Raw genomic sequence first — 23,869 nt, 5'->3', positions numbered from 1 at the left:
ACGGCGCGGGGCTATGGGTGCAGGAATGGGGCGGCTGCGGGTCAGCTAGACCGTCTGAAGCTTCTCGACCTCGTCAAGGTTCTCGGTCAGACGCGCAGCAAACGTCGAAAGCGGATGCGGATGCGTATCGAACTCGTACGCCGTCTCGGTGGAATGGATCACGGTGCCGACGCCGGCATCGGTCAGCAGCTCCAGGAGCAGCGAATGCGGCGTCGTGCCGTTGATGATGTGGGCTCGGAACACGCCAGCGGTAAGCGCGTCGACAGCCGCACGCAGCTTGGGAATCATGCCCTTATCGACCTCGCCGCCGTAGAGCATTTCGTTAACCTCGTCGAGCGTTAGGTTGGAGATAAGCGAGTCCTTGTCGCTAAAGTCCTTGTACAGACCATCGACATCGGTCAAAAAGATCGCCTTATGCGCGTGGAGCGCCGCGGCAACGGCACCGGCGGCGGTGTCGGCGTTGATGTTGAAGAAACCGCCGTCCTCCCCCGCCGCGACGGTAGCGATGACGGGGATGTACTCGCTATCGAGTAAGCGCTCGATATAGTCGGTGTTGACGTGCGTCACTTTGCCCACGCGACCGAGCTCGGGGTCGAGCGGCTCGGCGATGAGCGTGCCGGCATCGCTGCCCGACACGCCCACGGCCAGGTTACCGTGGTGGTTGATGGCAGCAACCAACTCCTGGTTGACCTTGCCGCCCAGCACCTCGCGCACGATATCCATAGTCGCCGGCGTGGTCACGCGCTGGCCGTTCTTAAACTCGACGGGAATATCGTAATGGCTCAGCGCCTCGTTGATAGCCTTGCCGCCGCCATGCACGATGACGGGGCGCATACCGATGATCTTGAGCAAAACGATGTCGCTCATCACGTCGCGGCGCAGCTGCTCATCAACCATGGCGGCTCCGCCATATTTGATAACAACCGTCTTGCCGGTCAGGTTCTTAATCCACGGCAGCGCTTCGAACAGCAGCTGCGCGGTTGCTTCGTTGGATTCGCTCGAACGACAATCGCGTGCGAATTTCATAATCTGCCTCGTCTTTCGTATCGTTATCGCGCCGTGCTCCGCTGTCCGCAATCGCGGCAAGATACGCAGCGTGCCTGGAATCTAGGAACGGTAGTCGCCGTTGATGGAGATGTACTCGTGCGTGAGGTCGCAGGTCCACACAGTCGTTGCCGCGTCGCCTGCGCCCAGGTCGGCCGAGATCACGATCTCGGGCGCTTCGAAACGTCGTAGAGCCTCGTCCTCGTCAAAGGGAACAGTCAGACCGTCGCGACAGACGGGCATGCCCATCATGTCGATAGAAACGTCTTCCTGATTAAACTTCACGCCGCACTTACCAAGCGCCATAGCAACGCGGCCCCAGTTGCAGTCGTGGCCGGCGATGCAGGTCTTAACGAGCGGCGAGTTGGCAACGGCGCGGGCGGCGATATCGGCTTCCTCGTCGTTAGCGGCGCCGGTAACGTTAACCGTCACGAGCTTTGACGCACCCTCGCCATCGGCCGCAATGTTGCGCGCCAGGCTCTCGCACACCTCGTGCACGGCAAAGGCCAGCTCGTCAAAGGCATCAGTGCCCTCGACGATGGCCTCGGCATCTGCGGCAGCGGCGCCGGAGGCAAGCATGATGCAGGTGTCGTTGGTCGAGGTGTCGGAATCGACCGTTACCTTGTTAAAAGTCTGCTTGGCGGTCGAGAGCAGCAGGGCATGAAGTGCCGCAGGCTCGACGGGGGCATCGGTGGTGATAACTGCGATCATGGTGGCCATGTTGGGCATGATCATGCCCGAGCCCTTGCACATGCCGCCTACCGTATAGACATTACCCGCATGACCCGCCGCCTCGCTGACGTAGGACACGGCGTACTCCTTGGAGTGCGTGTCGGTCGTCATGATGGCGCAAGCGGCATCGGCGCCACCGTGGGCGGAGAGCGCCTCGTAGGCGGCAGGAATGGCGGTCTCAAACGTGTCGATCGGCAGAATCTGGCCAATCACACCCGTGGAGGCAACCAGAATCTGCTGGGGCTCACAGCCGATGACCTGCGATGCGATGCTGCACGTCTCGCGCGCGCATGCAAGGCCGGTCTCACCCGTGGCGGCGTTAGCATTGCCAGAGTTAACCGAAACGCCGGCGATGATTCCGTAGCCCTTGTCGGCACCGCCCAGGTTGGCACGGCTCACCTGCACGGGCGCCGCGCAAAAGCGATTGGTGGTAAACACGCCGGCACCGGGACAGGGTTTATCGGGCACGACGAGCGCGTAATCCAGACGCTCGGGGTTCTTGCGGAACCCAGCGTGGATGCCTGCAGCCTTAAAACCAGCCGCAGCCGTAACGCCACCCTCGACGGCGCGAATCTTGATATCAAACAGCTCGGTATTCATCGTCTTTATGACTCCTTATGTCAAACAAAAAACGGACATCGGTTGGTGCGCCATGCCAGTCGTGATCATGAGACCAGCTTAAGAGTGGCGCCCCACTCGATGCCCGACTACCAAATCGTTAACAATCGAATGTGCTACACCGGGCACGCCACTGTGGGCAAGCCTCGTCGCTCGTCAAAGCCAAAGACGATATTGGCGCACTGGACTGCTTGGCCCGCAGCGCCCTTGCACAGATTGTCGATGGCGCCCGTCGCCACCAGCACGCCCGCGCACTTGTTGAGCGCGAGGCCGATCTGGGCGGCGTTGGTGCCGACGACCGAAGCCGTCTTGGGCTGCTGGCCGGCGTCGAGTACGCGCACGAAAGTGCGACCAGCGTAGAACTGCTTGTAATAGTCGACAACGTCCTCAAGGGTCAGGGAGTCGATGGCCTGCGGCGTGAGCGGCAGCGTCACCGTGGAGAGCAGGCCGCGCTTGAGCGGTGCCAGGTGCGGGGTAAAGACGACGCGATCTGTTAGACCAAGGATTTGCTCGATTTCGGGCGTGTGACGATGCTTACCCACGCCGTAGGCCTCCAAGTTCTCGTCGGCGCTGCAAAAATGGGTGCGGGCGTTGCAGGACTTACCGGCGCCCGTCACGCCGCTAATGGCATCGACAATCACGGGACCGTTCTCAGCCACCCAGCCCGCACGCACGGCAGGAGCGGCAGCAAGGCTCGTTGCGGTGGGATAGCAGCCGGCGCAGGCGACCAACACGGGCCTGCCAGCGGCATGGTTGGAAGCAGCGGTCTCTAAGTCCTGGCAGAACAGCTCGGGCAGACCGAAGGCGCGGGTCTTGAGCAACTCGGGGCTCGTGTGCTCGGCGGCATACCAGGCCTCAAAGGTGGCCGGATCGCTCAGGCGATAGTCGGCCGAGAGGTCAATGCAGGAGACTCCCGCGGCAAGCAGGGCGGGCACCTGAGCCATGGCAGCCGTGTGCGGCACGGCCAAAAATACCGCGTCGCAGTTCTTGAGCTCGGGGGCATCATGCGTCGTGAAGACAAGATCGCTTACGCCGGTGAAGCTCGGGTACACCGCAGACAACGGCTGGCCGGCATCAGCGTTGGACGTAATGGCAACAAGTTCAAACTCGGGATGACCGAGCACGAGGCGAATGAGCTCGGCTCCGGCATATCCAGCCGCGCCGACGATTCCAACCTTCAAAGACATATCAGACTCCTTGTCTGCGATTTATGCACCGATGCGCATTTCGCAGCGGTCGTTATGAAGTGGCTTGAAACTTTAGCACCAAAAGATGCATGAACACGTAAATGACTTGCATATTCATGCATTGAAACATTCCCGACACATTCGCTCGAAGGAATTGACAAATGGAGCGGGCCCCGTATTGACCGGCGCTCCTAACGGCGCCGGGCAATACGGGGCCCGCCCATGCGAAAACCAAGTTGTTAGGATGAGCCAGCTGGCTAGAGCTCGACCGGCACCCATTCGTCGTGATTGCAGATAAAAGCCTCGGAATCCTCGACGCTAAAGAAGACGAGCGTGGGGTCGTTAGGCCCCTCATAGTGCTCACCCAGGCGCTCTAGATGCTTCCACCCGGCTTCGCGCATTTCGCTCGAAGCCCGGTCATCCAAGCCGGCACGCCCGCGCAAGATGAGCCAGCCATGGCCCGGCCACCAACTCGTGGCCTCAAAGCGCTGATTTTGTAGCAGCTCTTGCCACACGTCTTTGGTGCGCGCTGTTACAAACCACAGCTTGCCATCCTGGATCTGCACAAACGAAAACGGACGCACATGAGGCTGTCCGTCAACGCTCGTCGCCAAATACCATGCCGGCACCGACGTCAGATACTCCAACACCGTATTCAATCCGTCCATGTGTCCTCCTGTCGCCTGACCAGTCTTTTTGGAATGGGTAATCAATTTGGGAAATTAGAGCTCCAGGCGCTCCTCGCTGCCGTCGATATCACAGAAGCGCGCGGCAATGTTGCGGACCGAGAAGAACGCAAGGCGGCCGTCGTTGGCGCTCTCGTGTTCCTCGCCGATGCCCACCATGTGCTTAAAACCCGCTTGACGCACCTTGTCGCTCGCAACTGCGTCGTCCTCAAGTGCGGCCTCGCCGGTCAACACGATCCAGCACTCCCCCGGCTTCCAGCCCGAGAGTTCAAACTTGGGATTCGCACTCAGCTCCGCCCACACATCCTTGTCGCGCGATGTGCAAAACCACAGCTTACCGTCATCGACCATGGCAAATGAAAACGGCCTCACGCGAGGCTGATACCCGTCGGCCACATCGGTCGTGGCCAGATACCACGCCGGAATGCGCCTGAGATACGAACAGGCGCGCTCAAGCTGAGCCGTGCGGTCGTTGTCGGTCATAGGGACCCCTTTCTTGCGCTCGAATCGCGCCTAAACAAGTTGAAGATTGATGACGATGACGCAGATGAGCAGCAACGCCGTCACCACCGCCGCCAACGCATCGCTGCGGCCAAATGCAAGCGCATGCAAACGTGCGCGGCCCTGCTCGCCATGATAGCAACGGGCATCCATGGCGGCCGAAAGCGTCTCGGCATGACGGAACACGCCCGTGAACAGCGGAATCGCCACACTGCCGAGCATACGCACGCCGCCGAGCGGACCGCATGTCACGCGCGCGCCGCGGCTTGCCTGCGCGTCCGCCGTCTGCTTCATCTCGGTGGCGAACTGCGGCATAAAGCGCAACGCGATACCCATGATCATGCCGAGCTCATGCGCAGGGAGCCCCACGCGCGCAAACGGTGCGAGCAGACGCTCAAAGCCCGCGGTGAGGTCGAGCGTGGGCGTGGTGAGCGTAATGGCGCTCATGCCGGCCATCATCAGGGTCAGGCGGCACGCCATAAAGGCGGCAGAACGCAGCGAGCCCTCGCTTATCTGCAGAAAGCAGAGCTGCCACAGGATGCGCCCGCTCTGGTCGGAAAACAGGTTGAGCACTGCGACCACCACGACAATCGCCAGCAATGGTGCCATCGATGATAGGACCCGGCGCAACGGCACCCGGGACACGGCATAGATCAGGACAACGAAGATTGCGACCGGGGCCAGTCCGCGGAAGCTGCTGACTGTGAGCGTCGTGATCAGAAACACAAAGCCCAAGAGCAACTTAGTTCGCGGGTCTAGGCGGTGGATCGCACTATCGCCGGGATAGTAGCTGCCAAACGAAAACGCCTCCATTAGCAGCCCTCCTCTCGCGCGACCGTCTTGGATTTAGCAATGTCCGCGACGTTAGAAGGACCGCCCGAGCGACCGATTAGCAGGTCCACCAACTCGTCTGCCAGCGACTCAACCGTATAGAGGCCGTCAAAGCGCAGCGGCACGCCTGCCTTCGCGAGCGCCAGCGCCATGCGCTGGGCGGCGGGAACACCCAAGCCGATTGATTTAAGCTCATCCGCATGCGCAAAAACCTGAGCGGGCGTTCCCTCGGCAAACACCGCGCCCTCGTTCATCACAACGATACGGTCACAACAATTTGCCAGGTCATCCATGCTGTGCGAAACCATGACAACGGTCAGGCCTTCGTCATGTAAACGGCCAATGAGCTCCAGGAAATCCCTGCGGGCAGCCGGATCGAGGCCTGCCATGGGCTCGTCGAGCGCCAGCACCTCAGGTTCCATGGCGAGCACGCCGGCAAACGCCACGCGACGCTGCTGGCCGCCCGAAAGCTCAAAGGGGCTCTTGTCGCCGACCGTGGAAAGATCGAGGCCCACGCGCGAGAGCGATGACTCGACACGACGGTCGACTTCATCTTGCGGCAAGCCAAGGTTGTGCGGACCAAACGCCACGTCCTGCGCCACGGTTTCGGCAAACAGCTGACGCTCAGGATACTGAAACACCACGCCGACCTTGGCCTTAACCGCAGCGGCGTCTTTCTTGTTTGATAGGTCGAGCCCCAGCGCGCAAATGCTTCCCTCCTGCGGACGGATCAGCCCGTTGAGATGCTGGACCAGAGTCGATTTACCCGAGCCGGTATGGCCTGCTAGCCCCAGGAACTCGCCGCGACGCACCGTCAGCGATACATCGCGCAGCGCCCACGGACTGCTGGGGTCGTTTCCCCAGAGAGCCTGTTTGCTCGATTTGCCCGCAGTGGCCGAGCGCTTATGCCAGCGGCGGCGCTCGCGCGGACTGAGCGAATAACTGTACGAAACATGGGATAGCTCTATGACGGGCTCCGACGCGTTGCCCTCGTTGTCTACCGGAACAGTGCCGTCAGCGATTTCCAACTGGGATGCGGAAGACTGCCCCGCGGTGCCTGCCCCACTTCGCTCGGCATAAGTCTGCGCAATCTCGGCGACCATATCCGCCTCACGTACCTGCGCGCAAACGGGCACGCCCTTCGCACGAAGTGTCCTACCTAAGCAGCACGACGCCGGCATATCCAGGTTGAGCTGAGCGAGTTCATTCGCCCGCGTCAGAATCTCCTCGGGCGTACCCAGCATGGCAACATGCCCCGCCCGAAACACCGCGACACGATCGGCCTCGGCGGCCTCTTCCATAAAGTGCGTAATCATCACGATGGTCATGCCGCGATCGTGCAACGCGCGGCAAGCCTTCATGAGGGCCTTGCGCCCACGCGGATCAAGCATCGAGGAAGCCTCGTCCAATATGAGCACGCGCGGTTCCATGGCAAGCACGCCGGCAAGCGCCACGCGCTGCTTTTGGCCGCCCGAAAGCGCATGGGTCTCGTGGTGCTCAAAGCCCACCAGGCCCACGCCCTTCAGCGCCTCGCGTACGCGCTGCGCAATTTGCGCCGATGGCACGCCTAGGTTTTCGGGACCAAACGCAATGTCATCTTCGACAAGCGTTGCCACCAGCTGGTCGTCGGGATTCTGGAATACCATGCCCGCGGTCGAACGAATGTCGTAGACCAGCTCGGGGTCGGACGCATCCATGCCGTTGATGCGTACCGTGCCCGCATCGGGCTGCAACAGCGCATTCAGATGCTTGGCAAACGTCGACTTGCCCGACCCATTGCCACCGAGGATGCAGAAAAACTCCCCGTCCTCGATGTTCAGATCGACGCCGTCGAGCGCCGGTGCGGCACCGTCATAACTAAAGGAAACGCCCCGACACTCAATCATGCGCGGCCTTTGACCTGGTCCTTTTTAGGCGTGATGAGGTTGGAAACCGCCTTGTACACCGCAAGCGTCAATACCGAGTTAAGCACGGTCTTGATAAGGTTGAACGGCAGCACGGCAGGAATCATGAGCGGGGCGATCACATCGACCGAGCCATACCAGAACCATACGCCAATGGTAAGGTTTGCGACCATAGACAACGCCGTAGCGGCAATAACGCCGAGCACCAGGCCAATCACGGCACCCTTATAGGTATGCATCTTCTGGTAGACGATAGCCGCGGGCAGAATGTAGCCCAGCGTGGCAACCAGATTCATAAGCGCGCCGACCCAGTCACCCGTAGTGAGCGCATGGATAACGATCGCCATGGCGGCAACAGCAGTACCGGCACCGGGGCCATACGCAAACCCGCACACCATCGCCGGCACCAGCGACGGGTCATACGTCAAAAACGGTGCCGAGGGAAGGATGGGCAGCTGCACATACATAAACAGCGCTCCCAAGGCGCACATCAACGCCATGGTAACGAGCTGTTTGGTGCTCCACCTATTCGTGTTCTCAAAATGGATATGCTGCGACTGTTCAGACATTAAGATCACCTGCCTCTTTCATCCGGACTCTAACCGTTGGCACTGGGATCTCACCAGTTCAGCCGGCATGCGAACCAACACACGCACGGGTCGCGGACTCATCGGCTCGGTCGCAGACGCCTCGCCTGCTCCACGGCGCCCCTTTGGCACCGCCCGATTTACCGCCAGTGGGGAATTCCACCCCGCCCTGAAACAGCAATTGCAAGTGTAGCACGAGGGAAGAGAGGTACAAGTACGCCAGGGGTAATTTCTGGCGAGGGCCAGTTGCCGCAACAACCACGTTCCCCACCCATCCCAAAGTAACGCGCCTTTCGCGCAAAGCGCGAAACAGCGAAGGGACACGTACTCCTATCGACCACGTCCTTCTACGCCCGCCGACCTCAAGGCCGTAAACGCAGGGAATCCGGGGGCGGGACGGGGACTTCTCTCCGGAATATTCCGCAGGACGCAAAGAGGCTCCGCAGCGCGAAGCGCGATGCGGAGCCTCTTTGCATGTCCGAGGACGTTCCGGAGAGAAGTCCCCGTCCCGCCCCTGGATTCCCGGTGGGAGTTCTAGACCTTGTCGGCCTTAGTACATACCGCCGCCCTGCTGACCAGCGGTGGCAGCAGCGATAGCGTCCTCAAGCTGAGTGTTCTTGGGCACATCGGAGACGGTGGCCTCGGTGATGAGAATCAGGCTGGCAACAGAAGCAGCGTTCTGCAGGGTGACGCGGCTGACCTTGACGGGGTCGAGGACGCCCATCTCGATCATGTCGCCCCACTCGCCGTTGGCAGAGTTGAGACCCTGGCCGGCGGGCAGCTCGGCAACCTTGTCGACCACGACGGCGCCCTCAAAGCCAGCGTTCTTGGCGATGGTAGCAACCGGAGCAGTCAGAGCCTTCTTGACGATGTCGACACCGATCTTCTCCTCGGGGTCGTCAATCTCGACAGCATCGAGCGCAGGAGCAGCGTCCATGAAGGCGACGCCGCCACCGGCGACGATACCCTCCTCGACAGCAGCGCGAGTAGCCTGCAGGGCGTCCTCGACGCGATGCTTGATCTCCTTGAGCTCGGACTCGGTAGCAGCGCCGACCTTGATGACGGCAACGCCACCGGAGAGCTTGGCCAGGCGCTCCTGGAGCTTCTCACGGTCGAAGTCAGAGGTGGTGTTCTCCATCTCACCCTTGATCTGAGCGATACGAGCGTCGATGGCCTCCTTGGAGCCAGCGCCGCCGACGACGACGGTATTGTCCTTGGAGATGGTGACGGACTTAGCGGTACCGAGCATATCGGCGGTGATGTCAGCGACCTTCACGCCCAGCTCGTCCAGGGCAGCCTGGCCGCCGGTGAGGACGGCGATGTCCTCGAGGATGCGCTTGCGGCGATCGCCGTAGCCCGGAGCCTTGACGGCGCAGACGTTGAGGGCGCCACGGATCTTGTTGAGAACCAGGGTAGGCAGAGCCTCGCCGTCGATGTCCTCAGCGATGATGAGCAGGCCACGGCCAGCGCGCTGGACAGCCTCGAGAACGGGCATAATGTCCTGAACGCTGGAGATCTTCTGGTCGGTGATGAGGATGTACGGATCCTTCATCACGGCCTCCATGCGGTCGTTATCCGTGACGAAGTAAGCGGAGACATAGCCCTTGTCGAACTGCATGCCCTCGACGGTGTCGATGGTGATGTCGAACGTCTGGGAATCCTCGACGGTGATGACGCCGTCCTTGCCCACGACCTCCATGGCCTCGGCGATCTTCTCGCCGACCTCGGGGTCACCGGCGGAGATGGTACCGACGGAAGCGATCTGCTCCTTGGTCTCGACCGGCTTGGCCTGCTTCTTCATCTCGGCGACGGCGGCGTTAACGGCCTTGTCGATGCCGCGACGGATGGCCAGCGGGTTGGCGCCAGCGGCGACGTTGCGCAGACCGTCGTTGACGATGGCCTGGGCGAGCAGAGTTGCGGTGGTGGTGCCGTCACCCACGGTGTCGTTGGTCTTGGTGGCAACCTCCTTCACCAGCTGAGCGCCCATGTTCTCGATGTTGTCCTCGAGCTCGATCTCCTTGGCGACGGAAACGCCGTCGTTGGTGATGGTCGGGGCACCGAACGTGCGCTGCAGCGCAACGTAGCGACCCTTGGGGCCCATGGTGACGGTAACGGCGTCGGCCAAAGTGTTGACGCCCTTGGCAAGCTTAGCGCGGGCATCGGTGTTGAACGTAATGTTCTTTGCCATGGTAGGTAATCCTCCAAAAGAAATGTGACTCGCGTCGCCGCTTCCGAGTCCTGTGCGGCGGGCGCGTTCAAAGACGAATCAGAGATTCTGACGAGACTAGGCCTCGACGACGGCGTAGATGTCGTCGGCGCGCATCAGCAGATACTTCTCGCCGTCGACCTTGACCTCGTTGCCACCGAACTTACCGTAGATGACAACGTCACCGACCTTGACGTCCATGGGGATGCGCTCACCCTTGTCGTTGACCTTGCCGGCGCCAACGGCAACGATGGTGCCACGCTGCGGCTTCTCCTGAGCGTTGCTGGCGATATACAGACCAGAAGCGGTCTTCTGCTCGGCCTCGTCGGGCTTGACCAGAACACGATCTGCAAGCGGCTTCAAAGACGACATGCTTGTCTCCTCCTTTTTGGGCCGCGCGGTTATACCACGCGAATTAACCCTTTTTGTTTGCGTACGCGTTGAATGGTACCCACGAATGGCGGGTTATACAACACAGAGTCAAAAAATCTTATTTTTTGGCACTTAGATTTTCTGAATGCCGGGGGATAACTTAGCAGTGGCTCCCGTGTGGCTCCGGAGGGGCGGGGCATAAGGTTTCCTGCTCGGGCAGTCCTGCTCGCACGAAGGCCACATTAAGTGGCCTTCGGCTCGTGCGGAACTCGCGATAAACCTTATGCCCCGCCCCTCCGGAGCCACACGGGAGCCACTGCTAAGTTATCCCCCGGCATTCAGAAAAGTCAGTGCAGCAAAAAGGCGATGCGGATAGCGACATGGGCATGGTTTTCGTTGCGAGCACGGGTCCCCTGGGGAGCACCGTGCATTTTTGGGAGTTTTCAGCAGGCCGGGACAAATGCATACGCACCGGGCGCATCTAATTAGTCCCACGGTAGCCTTCGACCGGCGATTTGGGTCGGCAGACAGGCCTCGTCGAGACAAACAAGCATGCCTCGCGCCACGTCGGACCCCAAAATGACGTCGATCTCCGCAATGCTACCCGACTGCAGCGGCACCGGCAGAGCTCGCGGTGCTGAATACTCCGTTTTTTGCACGGCACGGGCGGGGGTACATCAGGATCAGGAAGAATATCCCAGCCTTTTTATGCAATCTGTAATGGGAAGTATGCAAAACACCAAGAGGCAGCATTGCTGATGTCCAAATTGAGCGCGCAGGGCAGCGGCGCATCCGCCCTGCGCCCAAATCCATCAGAGCGGGGACGCTCCTAACAAATCCCCACCGGCAAACAAACGCGACTCGAGCGCTATCCCAAAATAGGCTGTCCGAGCCGCGCTTAACGGTACGGCATGAATACTTAGCGCTCGTAAATCAAGTTACCTGCCAGGTAGGTGGCCTGAACTTTTGTGGCCTGGAGGTCTTGGGGGTCAACGGTGAGCGGGTTTTGGTCCAGGACTACCAGATCGGCGTATTTGCCGAGTTCCAGGCTGCCGAGGTTTTGCTCGTCGCCTGCCGCGTAGGCGCTGCCCAGGGTGTAGTTGCGCAGGGCTGTTGCCGCATCGATGCGCTCGCTCGGCAGCCAGCCGCCCTCGGGCCAGTGGCTTTTGGGGTCCTGGCGCGTGATAGCCGTGTAGAGCACGTTCATGCTGGTAACAGCTGTGATGGGGCTGTCGGTACCGAAGGCTTGGCGAATGCCGCGCTGCTTATAGGTTGCGAACGGCCACATGATGCGGCTGCGCTCCAAGCCCAGGTCGCGCTCCGGACCACCCGGGTCGAGCGTGATATGGCAGGGCTGGCTCGAGGCAACCACGTCGAGCTTGCGCAGGCGGTCGATGTCCTCGGGCAAGAGGTTCTCCAGATGCTCAAGCGTGTTATGACCGTGCTGGGGCAGGCCGTACAGGTCGGCCGCTTCCTCGAAGATATCCAGCGCGGCATGAATCGCACCGTCACCAATGACGTGGATGCGCACGGTGTGACCGCGCTCCGCGGCCGCCAGAACCAGTTTGCGCATGCGCTCAGCCGGAACCGTCAGACGGCCCTGGTCGCCCGGGAAGCGCGGATTGGTATAGGGCTCGGTGAGATATGCCGTGTGTTCGCTCGACACGCCATCGAAGAACTGCTTAAAACCAGGCGCCGAGAGCAGCGCGTTGTTCGCGTAGCGGGTCTGCAGTTCTTCTAAGCGCGATTGGTCATCCAGCAGTGTGGGGAATAGATGGGCTCGGATGCCCAGTTTGCCGGCTGCCTGCAGTTTGTCGTAGACGTCGTCGCGGATAAAATCGCAGCCCGGCATGGGCATGAGCGACATATCGCAGATCGAGGTGATGCCCTGCTCGGCCATACGCTTCATCTGGTCGGCGTAAGCGCTCGCGATGCGGTCCTCGCCCAGCCACTCCAGGCAGCGCGGTAGCAGCTGCATGGCAGCCGCCTCGTGAGCAATGCCCGTGAGCTCGCCGTTTGCATCCTTGTCGTAGCTGCCGCCCGCTGGCGGCTCGCTGTCGCGTGTGACGCCGAGCGCCTCGAGTGCGCGGCTGTTGAGCCAAAGCGTATGCCCGTCGCCCGAATACATAACGCAGGGACGATCGGGGAATGCCGCATCGAGCGACGCCTTGGTAGGATGCTCGGGCGGGTCCCAACGGTAGTCGCGCCAGCCCTGCGTCACAACCCAAGCGTCATCGGGCAGGTCCTGGGAAAACTCGAGCGCATGTTGCACCAGCGCCGCCTCGGACGTGCCCATATCCATAAGCATGTACGGCGAGGAACCGACCGAGGTATGGAAGAAGTGCAGATGAGCGTCATGGAAACCGGGGCAGACAAACTGCTCGCCGTAGTCGATAACCGACGTGGCGGCGGGAGCGGCGGCGATCACGTCATCGGGCGCACCGACTGCGACGATACGGTCGCCTGCGATGGCAATCGCCAGCTCGCGGGCGGTATCGATGCCGTCTTGCGCGGTAAAGACGTTCTTGGAGCGGATAATCCGATCGATATGTTGCATGGGCATCCCCATCTCTGGCAGGAAATTCAACACCCCCGAGTGTACTCCCCCGCCCTTGTAACAAAACCCCAAGCGGCAAACGGCAACTTTACCAGCCCTAGCGGCAGGTGGCATACTGGAGAGAGCCTGTACGATTTTGCGATCAACCCAGCAAGGAGCAAATCGACCATGACGAAGACCAAGGCACAGCAGATTATGGCGGCGACCGAGGCTCGCGCGGCTGACGACGTCACCGCAGCCATCAAAGATATCGCTACCGAGTTTGAACCCTATATCATCAAGCAGCGCCGGCACTTCCATAAGCACCCGGAGCTGAGCCTTGCCGAGGAGCGCACGACCTCCGACATCGCCAACCAGCTCGACGCCATGAATATCCCCTATGAGCGTCCCCTTAAGACGGGTCTGGTGGCGACCCTTCGCGGCACCGCGCCCGATGCCTACCGCGAGGACGGCACGCCGCGCCGCCGCATCCTGCTGCGTGCGGATATCGACGCCCTGCCCGTCACCGAGCAGACCGGCGAGGAATTTGCCAGCGTCAACGAGGGCTGCATGCACGCCTGCGGCCACGACTGCCACATCGCCATGATGCTCGGCACGCTGCAGATTCTGCGCCATATGACCGACGACATCCACGGCGAGGTCCGCATCGTCTTCCAGCCCAGCGAGGAAAACGGCCAGGGCGCCAAGCTCATGATCGGCACGGGTGTGCTCGACGGCGTCGATGGCGCCTACGCCGCGCACATCTGGAGTGAGGTCGACGCCGGCACCGTGAGCTGCGAGCCCGGCCCGCGCATGGCCAATACCGACTGGTTCCGCATCGACGTCCGCGGCACCTCATGCCACGGCGCCATGCCCCAGCGCGGCCACGACGCCGTTATGGTTGCCGCCGAGATCGTCAACGCTCTGCAGACCATCGTCTCGCGCGAGATCAGCCCCTATGAGCCGGCTGTCATCACCGTCGGCGAGCTGCACGGCGGCACCGCGCGCAACGTTATCGCCGGCACGGCCTACCTTGCCGGCACGGTGCGCACCTACGGAGATTCGACCCACGAGGAAATGCCGGAGCTTATGCGCCGCATCGTGGAGCATACCGCGGCCGCCTTGGGCGCCGAGGCAGAGCTCACCGACTACACCATCGCCAACTACAAGGTCGAAAACGACGCCGCCTCGAGCGAGCGCTGCCGTCAGGCTGTAATCAAGTGCCTGGGCCCCACCGGTCAAGGCCATTACCGTGGCACGCTTTCGGGCGAGGATTTTTCGGAGTACCTGCGCCGCGTGCCGGGCGTGCTCGCCTTTGTAGGTACGCGCAACCCCAAGATTGGTGCCACGTACGCCCAACATTCCTGCTTCTACAAGATCGACGAGACCGTGCTGGCAAAGGGCTCCATGGTGGCCGCCCAGTATGCTATCGACTTTTTGGCCGAGCCCACGCAAGAGGAGCTCGACGGCCCCACGATCGCCGCGGTTGCCGAGACCAACCCCGACTTGGCCGCCAAGCTGCGCTCTGCCAAGGCAACAGCCGCTGAGGCGCGCGACGCCATGCACGATGCTCGCACCGCTCGCCATGCTGCAATCAAGGGCATCCACGATGCGCGGGCTGCCGCTCGCCACGAGGAGAAGCGCGACGAGTAGCCATCACGCCCACCCATAACAACCTGGCTAGAGCAAAGCGGGGGCGAACGTTATCTCAACGTTCGCCCCCGCTTATGTGTCGACCGCTTTTCTAGCGCGTCCTCCGTCACGACAGGAAAGAGCGAAGGATGGTGAGCCAGCGTGGGGGTTCGAGGTGGATGATGTCGTCGGGGACTCCGGCGGGCGCATGGCCGCCAAAGAGTAGGCCGGCATCTACCGGATTGATGAGGCGCACGATCCATACGGCGATGACCAGCATGCACAACACGGTGACTGCAATGTCGACACCACGCTTTAGTTTGCTCGATGCCACCTCCTCGCGCACGAACGCGAGCACAAACGCAATCGGCACCACCCAAAACAGCGGATGGTAGGCAAAGGCCGCCGCAAAATCGAGACGCAGCGCCGCCAGCCACGCCCTCGTCATGCCGCATCCCGGACAAGGAGCGCCCGTCATCATTCGAAAAATGCAGCCGATATCGAGCAGGTAGAGCGCGAGCCAGGCAACAAAGAGCGCGCCGGTGCAAAAAAGGGCGCGGCGAAGGAGCTCTGCCGTGCCCCTATGTCCCTGGGAGCTGTTCACGCCGCCCTTATTGTTAGGCACGAGCGCCAAGGCGAGTGTTGTAAGCCGTTGCCATGGCATTGGTATTATTGATGATGATGTTCATAGCGAAGATGGGACCAAGGCCGCACAGGAGCGCGCCGAAGATCTGCCACAGAAGAACGGTGGTGCCGTTTTCCTGGAACACCAGGCCGTAGCGAGGAGCGTTGGCCTGCAGGCGGTTGCCAATCTTGTAATACCAGTAGTACGCGTAGAAGCCGCAGGTCACAAACGATAGAAGGATGAATTCCGCCAGACCCGGCGTGTAATCGCCGTCATCCTGACACAACGTGTTGACGTCGCGTGCCAAGCAATACAGGAAGTAGAACGAATAGATACCGCAGGTCACAAGAGAGAGCAGCAGCCAGCCGATCAGGCTGCGGTCAGCCTTAATGGGGCCATAGCCCATCGGAGCGGATGCGGACTGTTGGGCGTATTGACCGGTGTACTGCTGCTGAGGCTGGGGCACGGGCTGAATAGCCTGGGCCGGAGCGGGCTGGGGCTGCGGGGCCGGAGCGGCAGAAGCGGCACCAACGGCGGATCCGCAAACAGGGCAGAATTTGGCATCATCCGAAATGGGAGAACCACAAGTGGGACAGAACATGAGCCTCTCCTTTTCCTAAGGCGTCGCACGCCTTCAAACCTTACACGTCTACGTTCTCAACAATAGCCGCGACGTTGTTGCGCAACATTGACCAATTTCCGAGAAATTTTGCTGCAACCGTTTTCCCAGGCATTTTCTTGCTTTCGCAGTAGAAAAAGGCACCCCGGGCTCAGTTGCCCAGGGCGCCTCGACCGGCTATTCGGTTTGATTGTTTTCGGCAGCAGGATTATCGCCCGGCTCATCCGCCGGCGTGGCAACGGCATCCCAATCGGGCTCCGCAGGCGTCGCCTCGGACGCCGGTGCGGGGACAGGAGCAGGTGCCGGGGCAGGGGCAGGCGCGGGTGCCGGGGCAGGTGCAGGCGCGGGTGCCGGGGCAGGCGCAGCACCAGTGGCTGCCGTGGGATTGAATCCCGCAGGAGCAGGCTTCTTCTCACCCGGGAGCACAAAAGTCAAAACGTCGTCCTTGTCCTCATCGGCCCATTCGCTTGCATAACGTGCAGCCCAATAGCCAACGGCACGGTGCTTGAGCATCTTGCCAAAGACCGTAAGGAACACCGTGACGAATGCAATCAGCACCAGGAACAATACGAGCGTGACACCACCGGCGGTAACAATCGCCTCGATACCCGTGGGGCGATAGTAATAGCCGTACGCGCCAATTCCGGCGATGGCACCAAAGACAGCTGTCAAGATCCACGTAATGGCGTTGGAAACCAGGCCCGTCAAAAACTCGGGAAGGAACGAAGCGCAGAACAGCTTGGTCTTGTTGTGCTTAAACGCCGCCCAGACCTTGTCGAGCGAAAACGCGCTCTCAACGCGCCCGGTCACCGCAAAGTGCATCACGGCAATGTCGGCGAACATCTTAAAGAAGACCCCCAAGACTGCCGTGGCAATCATAGCCAGGACAAGCAGGCCGAGCGAACCGAACAGCGCAGCCTCGAGCGCATAGGAGCCATAGTAGGAGTACGAGCCTGCGGCACCAAGCGCCACGCCCTCCACCAGCGAAAGCACTACACCGATAACGGGAATGGCAGCGATAACCTCGAGCACGACCGAAATAACGCTCGAAAAGACTCCGAGACCAAACGACGTGGAACGCATCAGCGGACGATCCATGCCGTCATCGATCTTAAGCGACAGATCGCGACCCCACTCGATGCCAAAGCCGGAACCGCACACGCTCGCAATGCAAGCTGCCAAAAAGCCGATGGCAGCCGCAATGCCGCCAATAACGGGAATAAACAACACGAGCACCGACACAACGCAAATCAGCGCCGGCAAAAACGCGATTTGGCATACACGCTGAAGCACGCCCGGGGTCTTGGTCATATCCTGGAACGCCTGAACCACACAGCCCTTTGGCGCATTCGCCACGGGCGGTTGCGGAACAAACTGCTGGGGCTGAGGCTGTCCCTGGGGAGCGGGGCCAGCGGCACCGGCATTAGGAGCACCACACACGCCGCAGAACTTGTCGTTATCGCCCATGGGGGCGCCACACTGCGAGCAGAACATAGAATCATCCCTTCGTATCTAGAGCGAATCACCTGGATCGCAAACGATGTCTTTGGCATCATTATCACCCAATGTGAGTTCAAATACTCTTAGATGACGTATTTGCAACGCGCGAGGCGCTTTTCGATTGTTTGATGAATGCGTTCGCGCTAGTTCGTGCCGCGGAAACCCTTGCCGACGATCTCGGAACTGTCGACAATCGTGATAAAGGCACCCGGATCGACCTCGCGCGCATAGCGGCGCAGTTGCACGGCCTCGCGACGGCTCAGCACGCTCATGATCACCGTCACGCACTTGCCCGAGAAGGCACCGTAGCCGCGACTAATGGTCGCCGTACGGTTGAGATGCTTGACGATAAACTCCTCGACCTTAAGGGGCTCGGAACAAATGACCGTGCAGACCTTACGAAGGTGAATGCTCTCGATGGCTTTGTCGACCACAAGCGTCTTGGCAAACAGGCCGAGCACGCAATACAGACCGACACGCGGGCCGTACAAGAAGGCCGCGATGGCCACGATGCCGATATCGACCAGCAGCAGGGCGCGGCCAATCTCGAGCGTCGTGCGGCGCTTGAGGATCATGGCAAGAATGTCCGTGCCACCCGTCGAGGCGCCGATATCAAAGACGATGGCGCTGCCGAGCGCCGGCAGAATCACGGCAAAACACAGGTCGAGCCACATATCGCCCGTCATCGAGACACTGGTCGGGATAAAGAGCTCGAAAAGCGAAACATAGGCGGACAGCGCAAACGAGGCGAAGACGCTCCACAGGATTGCCTTGCGCTCCAAAAAGATAAAGCCCAAAACGACGAGAACCGCGTTGATAATCCACATAAAGACGCCGACGGGCAGGGTCGGGAACAGCGTGGACAGAATAACCGACACGCCCGAGGTGCCGCCAAAAGCAAAGTGATTAGGGGTTTTAAACGCAACGATGGCAAAGGCCGTAAGAATCAGGCCCAGATTGAGCTCGGCGAAAAAGCGCGGGAAGCCTGGCTCCTGGCTACGCTTTTGGCCGGCACGCTCGCCGCGCTCGATATCGGTGCGATCAACCACGCGCTCCATCGGCACCACGGGAGGACGATGTACCTCCTCGGCAGCTCGCGATGCCGCCTCTGCCGCGGCAGCCTCAATCGCCCATGCCTGGCTTTCTGTTTCGTGCTCGTCAGCCATTACGGCAACCCCTCGTTAACAATTTGGAAACAATGCGCCCATTAGGGTAACGCGGAACACGACGATTGCAACCCCTAGTTAGACGAGCGGTATGCCTACATCGGGGACATACAAATAACGGCCGGCCGCACATACATCCGTGCGGCCGGCCGTTTGACGTTTTCGCAGATAAAACCTGCTAAAATAAACATCCCTTTTTGGTAGGTTACTCGTGCTGGTTGGTGCGGTGCTCGTACTCCTCGGGGGTGATGACATCCTCGATGCGTAGGTTGACGCCTGCCACCTCAAGGCCGGTCATCGCGGCCAGACGCTCGGTCACGCGCGCCTTGACGTCGTCGAAAATCGCGGGCGCGTAGGCGCCGTACTCGATAATGACGGAAATGTTGACGACCACGCGGTTGTCATCGGTGACCTCGACCGTCACGCCCTTGGTCAGGTTCTCGGCACCAAACTGCTCCTGCACAAAGTGCATGAGGTTGCCCTTCATGCCCAGGACGTGCGGCACCTCGCGGGTGGCCATGGCGACGATCTTCTCGATTACACCGTTGGAATAGGTCAGCGAGTCCTCGGACTCGTCTGTTTCCTCATCATCCTCGTCCGCATCGTCGGCGGGTTCGGCCTCGACGAGCGCCTCGTCCTCGAGCGTTACGTCCTCGGCCTCGGCGGCGACGGTCTCGTCTGCCTCGGGCTCAGTATCGGCCACATCGACCTTCGTGTTAAAAGCCATGGTTCCTCCTTATGCCCACCGCACACGCGGCGGTCGAATACATACTAGCGGCCGCTAAACAGACGGCCGAAGAAGTTGACGATCCCGTTCTCGCCGTCACGGATCTGGCCAATCACGGCGCCGATCAGTACAAAGAATGCGATGACGAGCGTATCCCACAGGCCGAGCGTGAGCACCAGTACGGCGAGCACAAAACCAGCGACGGCTCCAAGCGTGGTATTGGGATGACGGACGGCATAGCTCCAGATGGCTGCCCCCGTACCCTTGATGAGACCCATGGCCTCATCAAAATCATTGGCGACCGCGTCATGCGACTCGGTACCCTCCACCTTGGGATCGACGACCTCGCTAGCCGGCGCGGCGCTCTGATCGATAGTCAGGCGCGGAGTGCGGACGGTCTTGTCTTGATTGGTATCACTCACCGGAAACCTCCACGGTCTGGACGGTAGTCTTGGACGGCAAAAAACGAACGCGTGCGGTCGTGCCCGGCGTGCCGAGCATGGTGTCGCAGGCCTCCTCGATACGTTGCTGCATCGCGGCTGCAAGGGAGGCCACATCCCGGTCGTCGAGCGCGATGGCGTCGACCTTAAAACGGACGCGCGATTCGTCGGAGCCCTGCACGCGCGCCTCGACATGCTCGACCATCACGCGGTCGTCGCGCTCTGCCGCGGTGCGAGCACACGAGGAGAGGGCGGCGAGCGTGACCTCGATATTACGCTCCCCCGCCGGATGCACGCAGGACGGCTCGCGACGAGCAAACATCAGGCGAAAGAAACACACGAGCACGCCGAGCGCCACGACACCGCCGCACGCCGTAACAACGATGCGAGGCAGCGGATCGCGCATCAACAGCATAAAGCGATAGGTATATGGCCCCCAAAACTGGCAGACTAACGTACCCAGCGCCACGACGGCGGCGGCAAGATACACGATCGCCAGGGCTCGTTTGAGCACGCGCATGCAGCGCTCCCTTCAAATCTCGATCCACAGAATGCAAAACGATTCGCATCATTATAAAAGAGCCGGGTCCGGTGCCTCATTGCACGCGGATCCGGCTCATCTATTCCACGAGGCTTGCATGCTCGCTTCATTATGCCCAGATATGCACGGCTCAATCCGTGCGGGCCTACTCCTCCTCGAGGGCAGCGATGACCTCGTCGGTCATGTCCATGGTGCTGTAAACATCCTGGACGTCGTCGAGCTCCTCAAGACGGTCGATGAGGCGCTGAACCTTCTTGGCGTCGGCGCCGGAGACCTCGGTCGGGGTGGTCGGGACCATGGTGGTCTCGGAGCCCTTGACCTGGACGCCCTGCTCCTCGAGCGCCTTGGAGACAGCCATGACCTCGTTGGCGGTAGTCCAGACGATCCACTCCTCGCCGGCGTCCTCGTAGTCCTCGCCACCGGCCTCGGCGATGGCCATCATGAACTCATCCTCGTCACCAGCAGCACCGTTGGCGATCATGGTCTCCTTCTTGGCGTTCTCGTCCAGGATCTCCTTGGCGACGACGATCTGACCCTTGCGCTCAAACTGGAAGGCGACGGAGCCGGAGGTGCCCAGGTTGCCACCAGCGTGGGAGAAGGCGGAACGGACATCGGCGGCGGTGCGGTTGCGGTTGTCGGTCAGGCAGTCGACGTAGACGGCGACACCGGCGGGACCGTAGCCCTCGTACACGATGTTCTCGTAGACGGCGGCATCGGCACCCGAACCAAAGGCCTTATCGATAGCAGACTTGATCTTGTCCTTAGGCATGGACTGAGCCTTAGCCTTGGCAACGGCAGCGGCGAGGCTGGCGTTGTTCTCGGGCAGCGGGTCGCCGCCGAGACGGGCAGCAACGGTGATGTTGCGGCTGAGCTTGGAGAAGAGGGCGGAACGCTTGGCGTCCTGCGCGCCCTTACGATGCTTGGTTGTGGCCCACTTAGAGTGTCCGGACATACGTGTCTCCTATCGGTTTCGACCTAAAGCCCAGCGCGAATGCTCGGGCAATATAAACAAACGCTATAAATGATATACCTACTGGCCTGTGAGATAAACAAAAAAATGAAGGCGTCGTGATGATGCAGCCCCTTGGCACAAAGCAGCCTGACCCCAATGCGCTAATCTTTGGTTAGGTCCAGAGGAGGTCGCTGCGGGTGATCGTGGCGCCGATGGCGAAAGGCATGCATGCAATGACCGGGTACAGGTAGCGCATGTAGGTCGACCCATTACATGGACCAATCAGGCACACAACGAGCACACCCAGCAGCGGTATCCAGATGGCCAGCGCGCGCCACGAATGGCGGCGCAACAGGTAGACCACCACGACGATCATGATCCACACGTAGGTGGCCGAGCTCATGGTGAGCGAGATAAACGGAATGCGCTGCACCGCCACGCGGTACAGGTTAATCAGGTGGTCGCACCAGCGCACGGCTTTGCTGTCGACCGGATGGAAGTCAAAGTACTTGAGGTTATCGGGCTTCGCCATGATCTCGGCACTGCGCGCCGTGCTGTAGACCCACGCATCGCGGGCACTCGGATAAAAGTAGCCGTAGTAGTTATTGATGAGCGCCGAGATATAGCACTCGGGATCCTTTTTGAACATCTGGGCCCACACCTCAAAATAGGCCTTGATGTCCTCCTGCGAGGCGTACTCGTTAAAGCAATTTTTGACGGCGTCCGACTTATCCGGGTTGTAACGGCGGCCCAGATTCTCGTACTTGAGCACACGGTCGATCACGGCACGCTCTTCGTCGGTCACCAAGCCGTCGCAAGGAGCCTCCACGATGGTGCCGTCCTCCTTAACCGTGGGGTTGACGCCCGAGTTGAGGCCGTCGTGCTTTTGGACAAAACGAGCCGTCTGCTGGAACGGAATCGAGAGGATTTCGCGCTTGGAACCAGGCGTGATGTCATGTGCCGGCATAAAGACCTTGGTGAAGTACATATTAGAGGCAAGGCAGAGTGCAAGCACCGCAAGAACTCCCACCCAGCGGAAACGCGGGGTGGTGCCCGAAGGCGCAGCACCAGCCTGCTTGGCTGCACGACGAGCCACGTGCGCGTCCCATGCGCAAAACGCCGCCGCGATTACGCATGCCGCCAGGGGAAACACCAGGCCGCCGTTGCGCAGAAACGTGGAACCCATGGCGCCCATAGCGAGCAGCAGCCAGTCATGGCGCACAAAGAGCACGGGCCTCTGTTCGCCCGCACGCTCGGCATTGGCATCGCGACGGGGCAGGCCGCATGCCACAAGCTTCACGGTCTGCACCAACAGCACCAAAAACGCGTCGGCAAACAGCACATCTTTGGTAAGCAGGGCCGCGTAGTTGGAGAACATGGGCATAAACACAAAGAACAGCAAGATCACGCCGCGGACCGGCAGGCTCACGCCTAGCTTGCGCAGCGACGAGATGGAATAGGCCATACAGGCGGCCGTAATGACGAACTGAGCGCAGGTGTAGATGGCAAGACCTGCGTTGGCGCTGTTGAACAGTGAAAGCCCCAGCTGGACGCACGAACCGATGATAGCCGTGTGCACCACGGGGTGATGTCCGTTGAGCAACACATTGGGATTGAGCAGACGCAGGTAGTCGCTCGTGCCGTTGGGATAGTTGAACCATTGGCGGATCTGCGCGCCCGTATCTCCCATAAAGAGGCCGGGCAGCGAGGCGATAAGCGTGGGCGCCCAGGCAATCATGAGCACAAGAAACGGCCCGACAAAGGGATGGACCGAGAGCACGGCGTGGGCAACACGCCACACGCGGCCAAAGTGGGTCTCCGAAAACGGAATGCGGCGGGAGCTCAACCAATCCAAAAACTCAAAAGCCAGATAGAAGGCCACAATCGCCAGAAGCATCCAGCCCGCGCCGCCAATCCAGGCGCAGATAACGCGTGCCTTGTCGCCCAGCACAATCTCTGCCGAATCGGCAAGGTCGTAGCTACGGCCGAACACCATGCAAACGGCAAAGAACAGCGATGGCAGCACGACCGACGGGCGCCAAGCGTCACCGCGGCCAAAGAACACATAGCGAAACGGCAGCGTGAGCAAGCAGGCAAGCGCGAGCAGCATCACTGCGTCGGTATGGCCGGCAAACGAGAGAAGTACCTCGTAGCACACGTAGAGCGTGCCCGTCGCCTTGGGGTCGATCGCCAGGACCGCGTTGCTCGACACCGGGGCGGGATCGATGGAAAACGCCGTGGTCGCCAGCAGGGCGAGCAAAAATGCGATGAGCGTCTGTTTGGCGGGATAGCGCTTAAACCAAACGATGCGGGCGGCGTCGCGCGCAGCCGTTGCGGAGAGGTCGGAATCCTTCACAGTCCGAATAGCCTTTCTAGAAACCTGCCAAAAAGGGACAGGTTTATTTTGGCAGGTTTTATCTGGGGAAACGTTACGGTTCTGTCATCGTTGCCCGGCAAAACCAC

21 protein-coding genes and 1 riboswitch are annotated in these 23,869 nt (G+C 60.7%); of the genes, 1 reads left to right on the top strand and 20 read right to left on the bottom strand.

Annotation, left to right across the window (positions count from 1 at the left end):
- Nucleotides 1-45: 45 nt before the first annotated feature.
- The 11 genes from argB to DWZ01_RS02965 all read right to left on the bottom strand — a co-directional run bounded on the left by argB (nt 46) and on the right by DWZ01_RS02965 (nt 13,225).
- Nucleotides 46-1,026 carry an acetylglutamate kinase gene (gene argB, locus DWZ01_RS03015; RefSeq protein WP_117798529.1) on the bottom strand — a complete coding sequence of 327 codons (981 nt, stop codon included), beginning with the start codon at nt 1,024-1,026 and terminating at the stop codon, nt 46-48.
- Between the two features lie 81 nt (nt 1,027-1,107).
- A complete protein-coding gene (argJ, locus tag DWZ01_RS03010; RefSeq protein WP_199412372.1) occupies nt 1,108-2,376 on the bottom strand; it encodes a bifunctional glutamate N-acetyltransferase/amino-acid acetyltransferase ArgJ in 1,269 nt (422 codons plus the stop codon).
- Nucleotides 2,377-2,510: 134 nt separating this feature from the next.
- On the bottom strand, nt 2,511-3,581 hold the full coding sequence (gene argC, locus DWZ01_RS03005; protein ID WP_117848009.1) for an N-acetyl-gamma-glutamyl-phosphate reductase: 1,071 nt from the start codon (nt 3,579-3,581) through the stop codon (nt 2,511-2,513).
- Nucleotides 3,582-3,838: 257 nt separating this feature from the next.
- The gene (locus DWZ01_RS03000; protein ID WP_117848007.1) at nt 3,839-4,249 is read right to left on the bottom strand and encodes a pyridoxamine 5'-phosphate oxidase family protein; all 411 of its coding nucleotides are present in this window, start codon (nt 4,247-4,249) and stop codon (nt 3,839-3,841) included.
- A 54-nt stretch (nt 4,250-4,303) separates the two neighbouring features.
- The gene (locus DWZ01_RS02995; protein ID WP_117848005.1) at nt 4,304-4,750 is read right to left on the bottom strand and encodes a pyridoxamine 5'-phosphate oxidase family protein; all 447 of its coding nucleotides are present in this window, start codon (nt 4,748-4,750) and stop codon (nt 4,304-4,306) included.
- Nucleotides 4,751-4,780: 30 nt separating this feature from the next.
- Nucleotides 4,781-5,581: an energy-coupling factor transporter transmembrane protein EcfT gene (locus DWZ01_RS02990; protein ID WP_117848004.1), complete on the bottom strand. Its 801-nt coding sequence runs from the start codon at nt 5,579-5,581 to the stop codon at nt 4,781-4,783.
- On the bottom strand, nt 5,581-7,485 hold the full coding sequence (locus DWZ01_RS02985) for an energy-coupling factor transporter ATPase (RefSeq protein WP_117848002.1): 1,905 nt from the start codon (nt 7,483-7,485) through the stop codon (nt 5,581-5,583). The genes DWZ01_RS02990 and DWZ01_RS02985 overlap by 1 nt, the downstream gene beginning before the upstream one ends.
- A complete protein-coding gene (locus tag DWZ01_RS02980) occupies nt 7,482-8,072 on the bottom strand; it encodes an ECF transporter S component (protein WP_055252299.1) in 591 nt (196 codons plus the stop codon). The genes DWZ01_RS02985 and DWZ01_RS02980 overlap by 4 nt, the downstream gene beginning before the upstream one ends.
- Before the next feature lie 6 nt (nt 8,073-8,078).
- Nucleotides 8,079-8,271, bottom strand: a riboswitch (FMN riboswitch).
- Between the two features lie 369 nt (nt 8,272-8,640).
- Entirely contained in the window at nt 8,641-10,278 is a 1,638-nt protein-coding gene (groL, locus tag DWZ01_RS02975) for a chaperonin GroEL (protein WP_006234938.1), read from the bottom strand.
- Nucleotides 10,279-10,374: 96 nt separating this feature from the next.
- Nucleotides 10,375-10,668 (bottom strand): co-chaperone GroES, encoded by a 294-nt coding sequence (gene groES / locus DWZ01_RS02970; RefSeq protein WP_022094351.1) that lies wholly within the window; start codon nt 10,666-10,668, stop codon nt 10,375-10,377.
- 919 nt (nt 10,669-11,587) lie between these two features.
- Nucleotides 11,588-13,225 carry an amidohydrolase gene (locus DWZ01_RS02965; RefSeq protein WP_233506162.1) on the bottom strand — a complete coding sequence of 546 codons (1,638 nt, stop codon included), beginning with the start codon at nt 13,223-13,225 and terminating at the stop codon, nt 11,588-11,590.
- Nucleotides 13,226-13,393: 168 nt separating this feature from the next.
- Between DWZ01_RS02965 and DWZ01_RS02960 the strand changes: the two genes are divergently transcribed.
- Nucleotides 13,394-14,857: a M20 family metallopeptidase gene (locus DWZ01_RS02960; protein WP_117848000.1), complete on the top strand. Its 1,464-nt coding sequence runs from the start codon at nt 13,394-13,396 to the stop codon at nt 14,855-14,857.
- 106 nt (nt 14,858-14,963) lie between these two features.
- On the opposite strand, the gene DWZ01_RS02955 is transcribed toward DWZ01_RS02960, so the two are convergent.
- The 9 genes from DWZ01_RS02955 to DWZ01_RS02920 all read right to left on the bottom strand — a co-directional run bounded on the left by DWZ01_RS02955 (nt 14,964) and on the right by DWZ01_RS02920 (nt 23,762).
- The gene (locus tag DWZ01_RS02955) at nt 14,964-15,440 is read right to left on the bottom strand and encodes a DUF2752 domain-containing protein (protein WP_199411372.1); all 477 of its coding nucleotides are present in this window, start codon (nt 15,438-15,440) and stop codon (nt 14,964-14,966) included.
- 13 nt (nt 15,441-15,453) lie between these two features.
- A complete protein-coding gene (locus DWZ01_RS02950) occupies nt 15,454-16,062 on the bottom strand; it encodes a DUF4234 domain-containing protein (protein ID WP_117770102.1) in 609 nt (202 codons plus the stop codon).
- A 195-nt stretch (nt 16,063-16,257) separates the two neighbouring features.
- Nucleotides 16,258-17,574, bottom strand: coding sequence for a zinc-ribbon domain-containing protein (locus DWZ01_RS02945; protein ID WP_117770101.1), 1,317 nt, complete (start codon nt 17,572-17,574; stop codon nt 16,258-16,260).
- 149 nt (nt 17,575-17,723) lie between these two features.
- Nucleotides 17,724-18,746, bottom strand: a complete 1,023-nt coding sequence (locus DWZ01_RS02940) for a YitT family protein (RefSeq protein ID WP_117770100.1) — start codon at nt 18,744-18,746, stop codon at nt 17,724-17,726.
- A 205-nt stretch (nt 18,747-18,951) separates the two neighbouring features.
- Nucleotides 18,952-19,473 carry an Asp23/Gls24 family envelope stress response protein gene (locus tag DWZ01_RS02935; protein ID WP_117770099.1) on the bottom strand — a complete coding sequence of 174 codons (522 nt, stop codon included), beginning with the start codon at nt 19,471-19,473 and terminating at the stop codon, nt 18,952-18,954.
- 44 nt (nt 19,474-19,517) lie between these two features.
- Entirely contained in the window at nt 19,518-19,895 is a 378-nt protein-coding gene (locus DWZ01_RS10895; protein WP_233504631.1) for a DUF2273 domain-containing protein, read from the bottom strand.
- Nucleotides 19,888-20,433 (bottom strand): hypothetical protein, encoded by a 546-nt coding sequence (locus DWZ01_RS10775; RefSeq protein ID WP_199412371.1) that lies wholly within the window; start codon nt 20,431-20,433, stop codon nt 19,888-19,890. Before DWZ01_RS10775 ends, DWZ01_RS10895 begins: the two co-directional genes overlap by 8 nt.
- A 166-nt stretch (nt 20,434-20,599) precedes the next feature.
- Nucleotides 20,600-21,406, bottom strand: a complete 807-nt coding sequence (locus tag DWZ01_RS02925; protein WP_006234926.1) for a YebC/PmpR family DNA-binding transcriptional regulator — start codon at nt 21,404-21,406, stop codon at nt 20,600-20,602.
- A 172-nt stretch (nt 21,407-21,578) separates the two neighbouring features.
- Nucleotides 21,579-23,762, bottom strand: coding sequence for a DUF6020 family protein (locus tag DWZ01_RS02920; RefSeq protein WP_233504630.1), 2,184 nt, complete (start codon nt 23,760-23,762; stop codon nt 21,579-21,581).
- Nucleotides 23,763-23,869 lie beyond the last annotated feature (107 nt).

The organism is Collinsella sp. AF28-5AC (assembly GCF_003457875.1).
In the GTDB taxonomy this organism is placed as follows: domain Bacteria; phylum Actinomycetota; class Coriobacteriia; order Coriobacteriales; family Coriobacteriaceae; genus Collinsella.
The sequence above is the reverse complement of the archived record's forward strand: the minus strand, read 5'-3'. Positions and strand labels throughout refer to the sequence as shown.

Bases quoted from the DNA above. Each gene is read 5' to 3' on its own strand.
- DWZ01_RS02935 (WP_117770099.1), bottom strand. From the start codon at position 19,473: ATGGCTTTTAACACGAAGGTCGATGTGGCCGATACTGAGCCCGAGGCA.
- DWZ01_RS02960 (WP_117848000.1), top strand. From the start codon at position 13,394: ATGACGAAGACCAAGGCACAGCAGATTATGGCGGCGACCGAGGCTCGC.
- DWZ01_RS02980 (WP_055252299.1), bottom strand. From the start codon at position 8,072: ATGTCTGAACAGTCGCAGCATATCCATTTTGAGAACACGAATAGGTGG.
- DWZ01_RS03000 (WP_117848007.1), bottom strand. From the start codon at position 4,249: ATGGACGGATTGAATACGGTGTTGGAGTATCTGACGTCGGTGCCGGCA.
- DWZ01_RS02985 (WP_117848002.1), bottom strand. From the start codon at position 7,485: ATGATTGAGTGTCGGGGCGTTTCCTTTAGTTATGACGGTGCCGCACCG.
- DWZ01_RS02950 (WP_117770102.1), bottom strand. From the start codon at position 16,062: ATGTTCTGTCCCACTTGTGGTTCTCCCATTTCGGATGATGCCAAATTC.
- groES (WP_022094351.1), bottom strand. From the start codon at position 10,668: ATGTCGTCTTTGAAGCCGCTTGCAGATCGTGTTCTGGTCAAGCCCGAC.
- argB (WP_117798529.1), bottom strand. From the start codon at position 1,026: ATGAAATTCGCACGCGATTGTCGTTCGAGCGAATCCAACGAAGCAACC.
- DWZ01_RS10775 (WP_199412371.1), bottom strand. From the start codon at position 20,433: ATGCGCGTGCTCAAACGAGCCCTGGCGATCGTGTATCTTGCCGCCGCC.
- DWZ01_RS02995 (WP_117848005.1), bottom strand. From the start codon at position 4,750: ATGACCGACAACGACCGCACGGCTCAGCTTGAGCGCGCCTGTTCGTAT.
- groL (WP_006234938.1), bottom strand. From the start codon at position 10,278: ATGGCAAAGAACATTACGTTCAACACCGATGCCCGCGCTAAGCTTGCC.
- DWZ01_RS02990 (WP_117848004.1), bottom strand. From the start codon at position 5,581: ATGGAGGCGTTTTCGTTTGGCAGCTACTATCCCGGCGATAGTGCGATC.
- DWZ01_RS02925 (WP_006234926.1), bottom strand. From the start codon at position 21,406: ATGTCCGGACACTCTAAGTGGGCCACAACCAAGCATCGTAAGGGCGCG.
- argJ (WP_199412372.1), bottom strand. From the start codon at position 2,376: ATGAATACCGAGCTGTTTGATATCAAGATTCGCGCCGTCGAGGGTGGC.
- DWZ01_RS02940 (WP_117770100.1), bottom strand. From the start codon at position 18,746: ATGGCTGACGAGCACGAAACAGAAAGCCAGGCATGGGCGATTGAGGCT.
- argC (WP_117848009.1), bottom strand. From the start codon at position 3,581: ATGTCTTTGAAGGTTGGAATCGTCGGCGCGGCTGGATATGCCGGAGCC.
- DWZ01_RS02945 (WP_117770101.1), bottom strand. From the start codon at position 17,574: ATGTTCTGCTCGCAGTGTGGCGCCCCCATGGGCGATAACGACAAGTTC.
- DWZ01_RS02965 (WP_233506162.1), bottom strand. From the start codon at position 13,225: ATGCAACATATCGATCGGATTATCCGCTCCAAGAACGTCTTTACCGCG.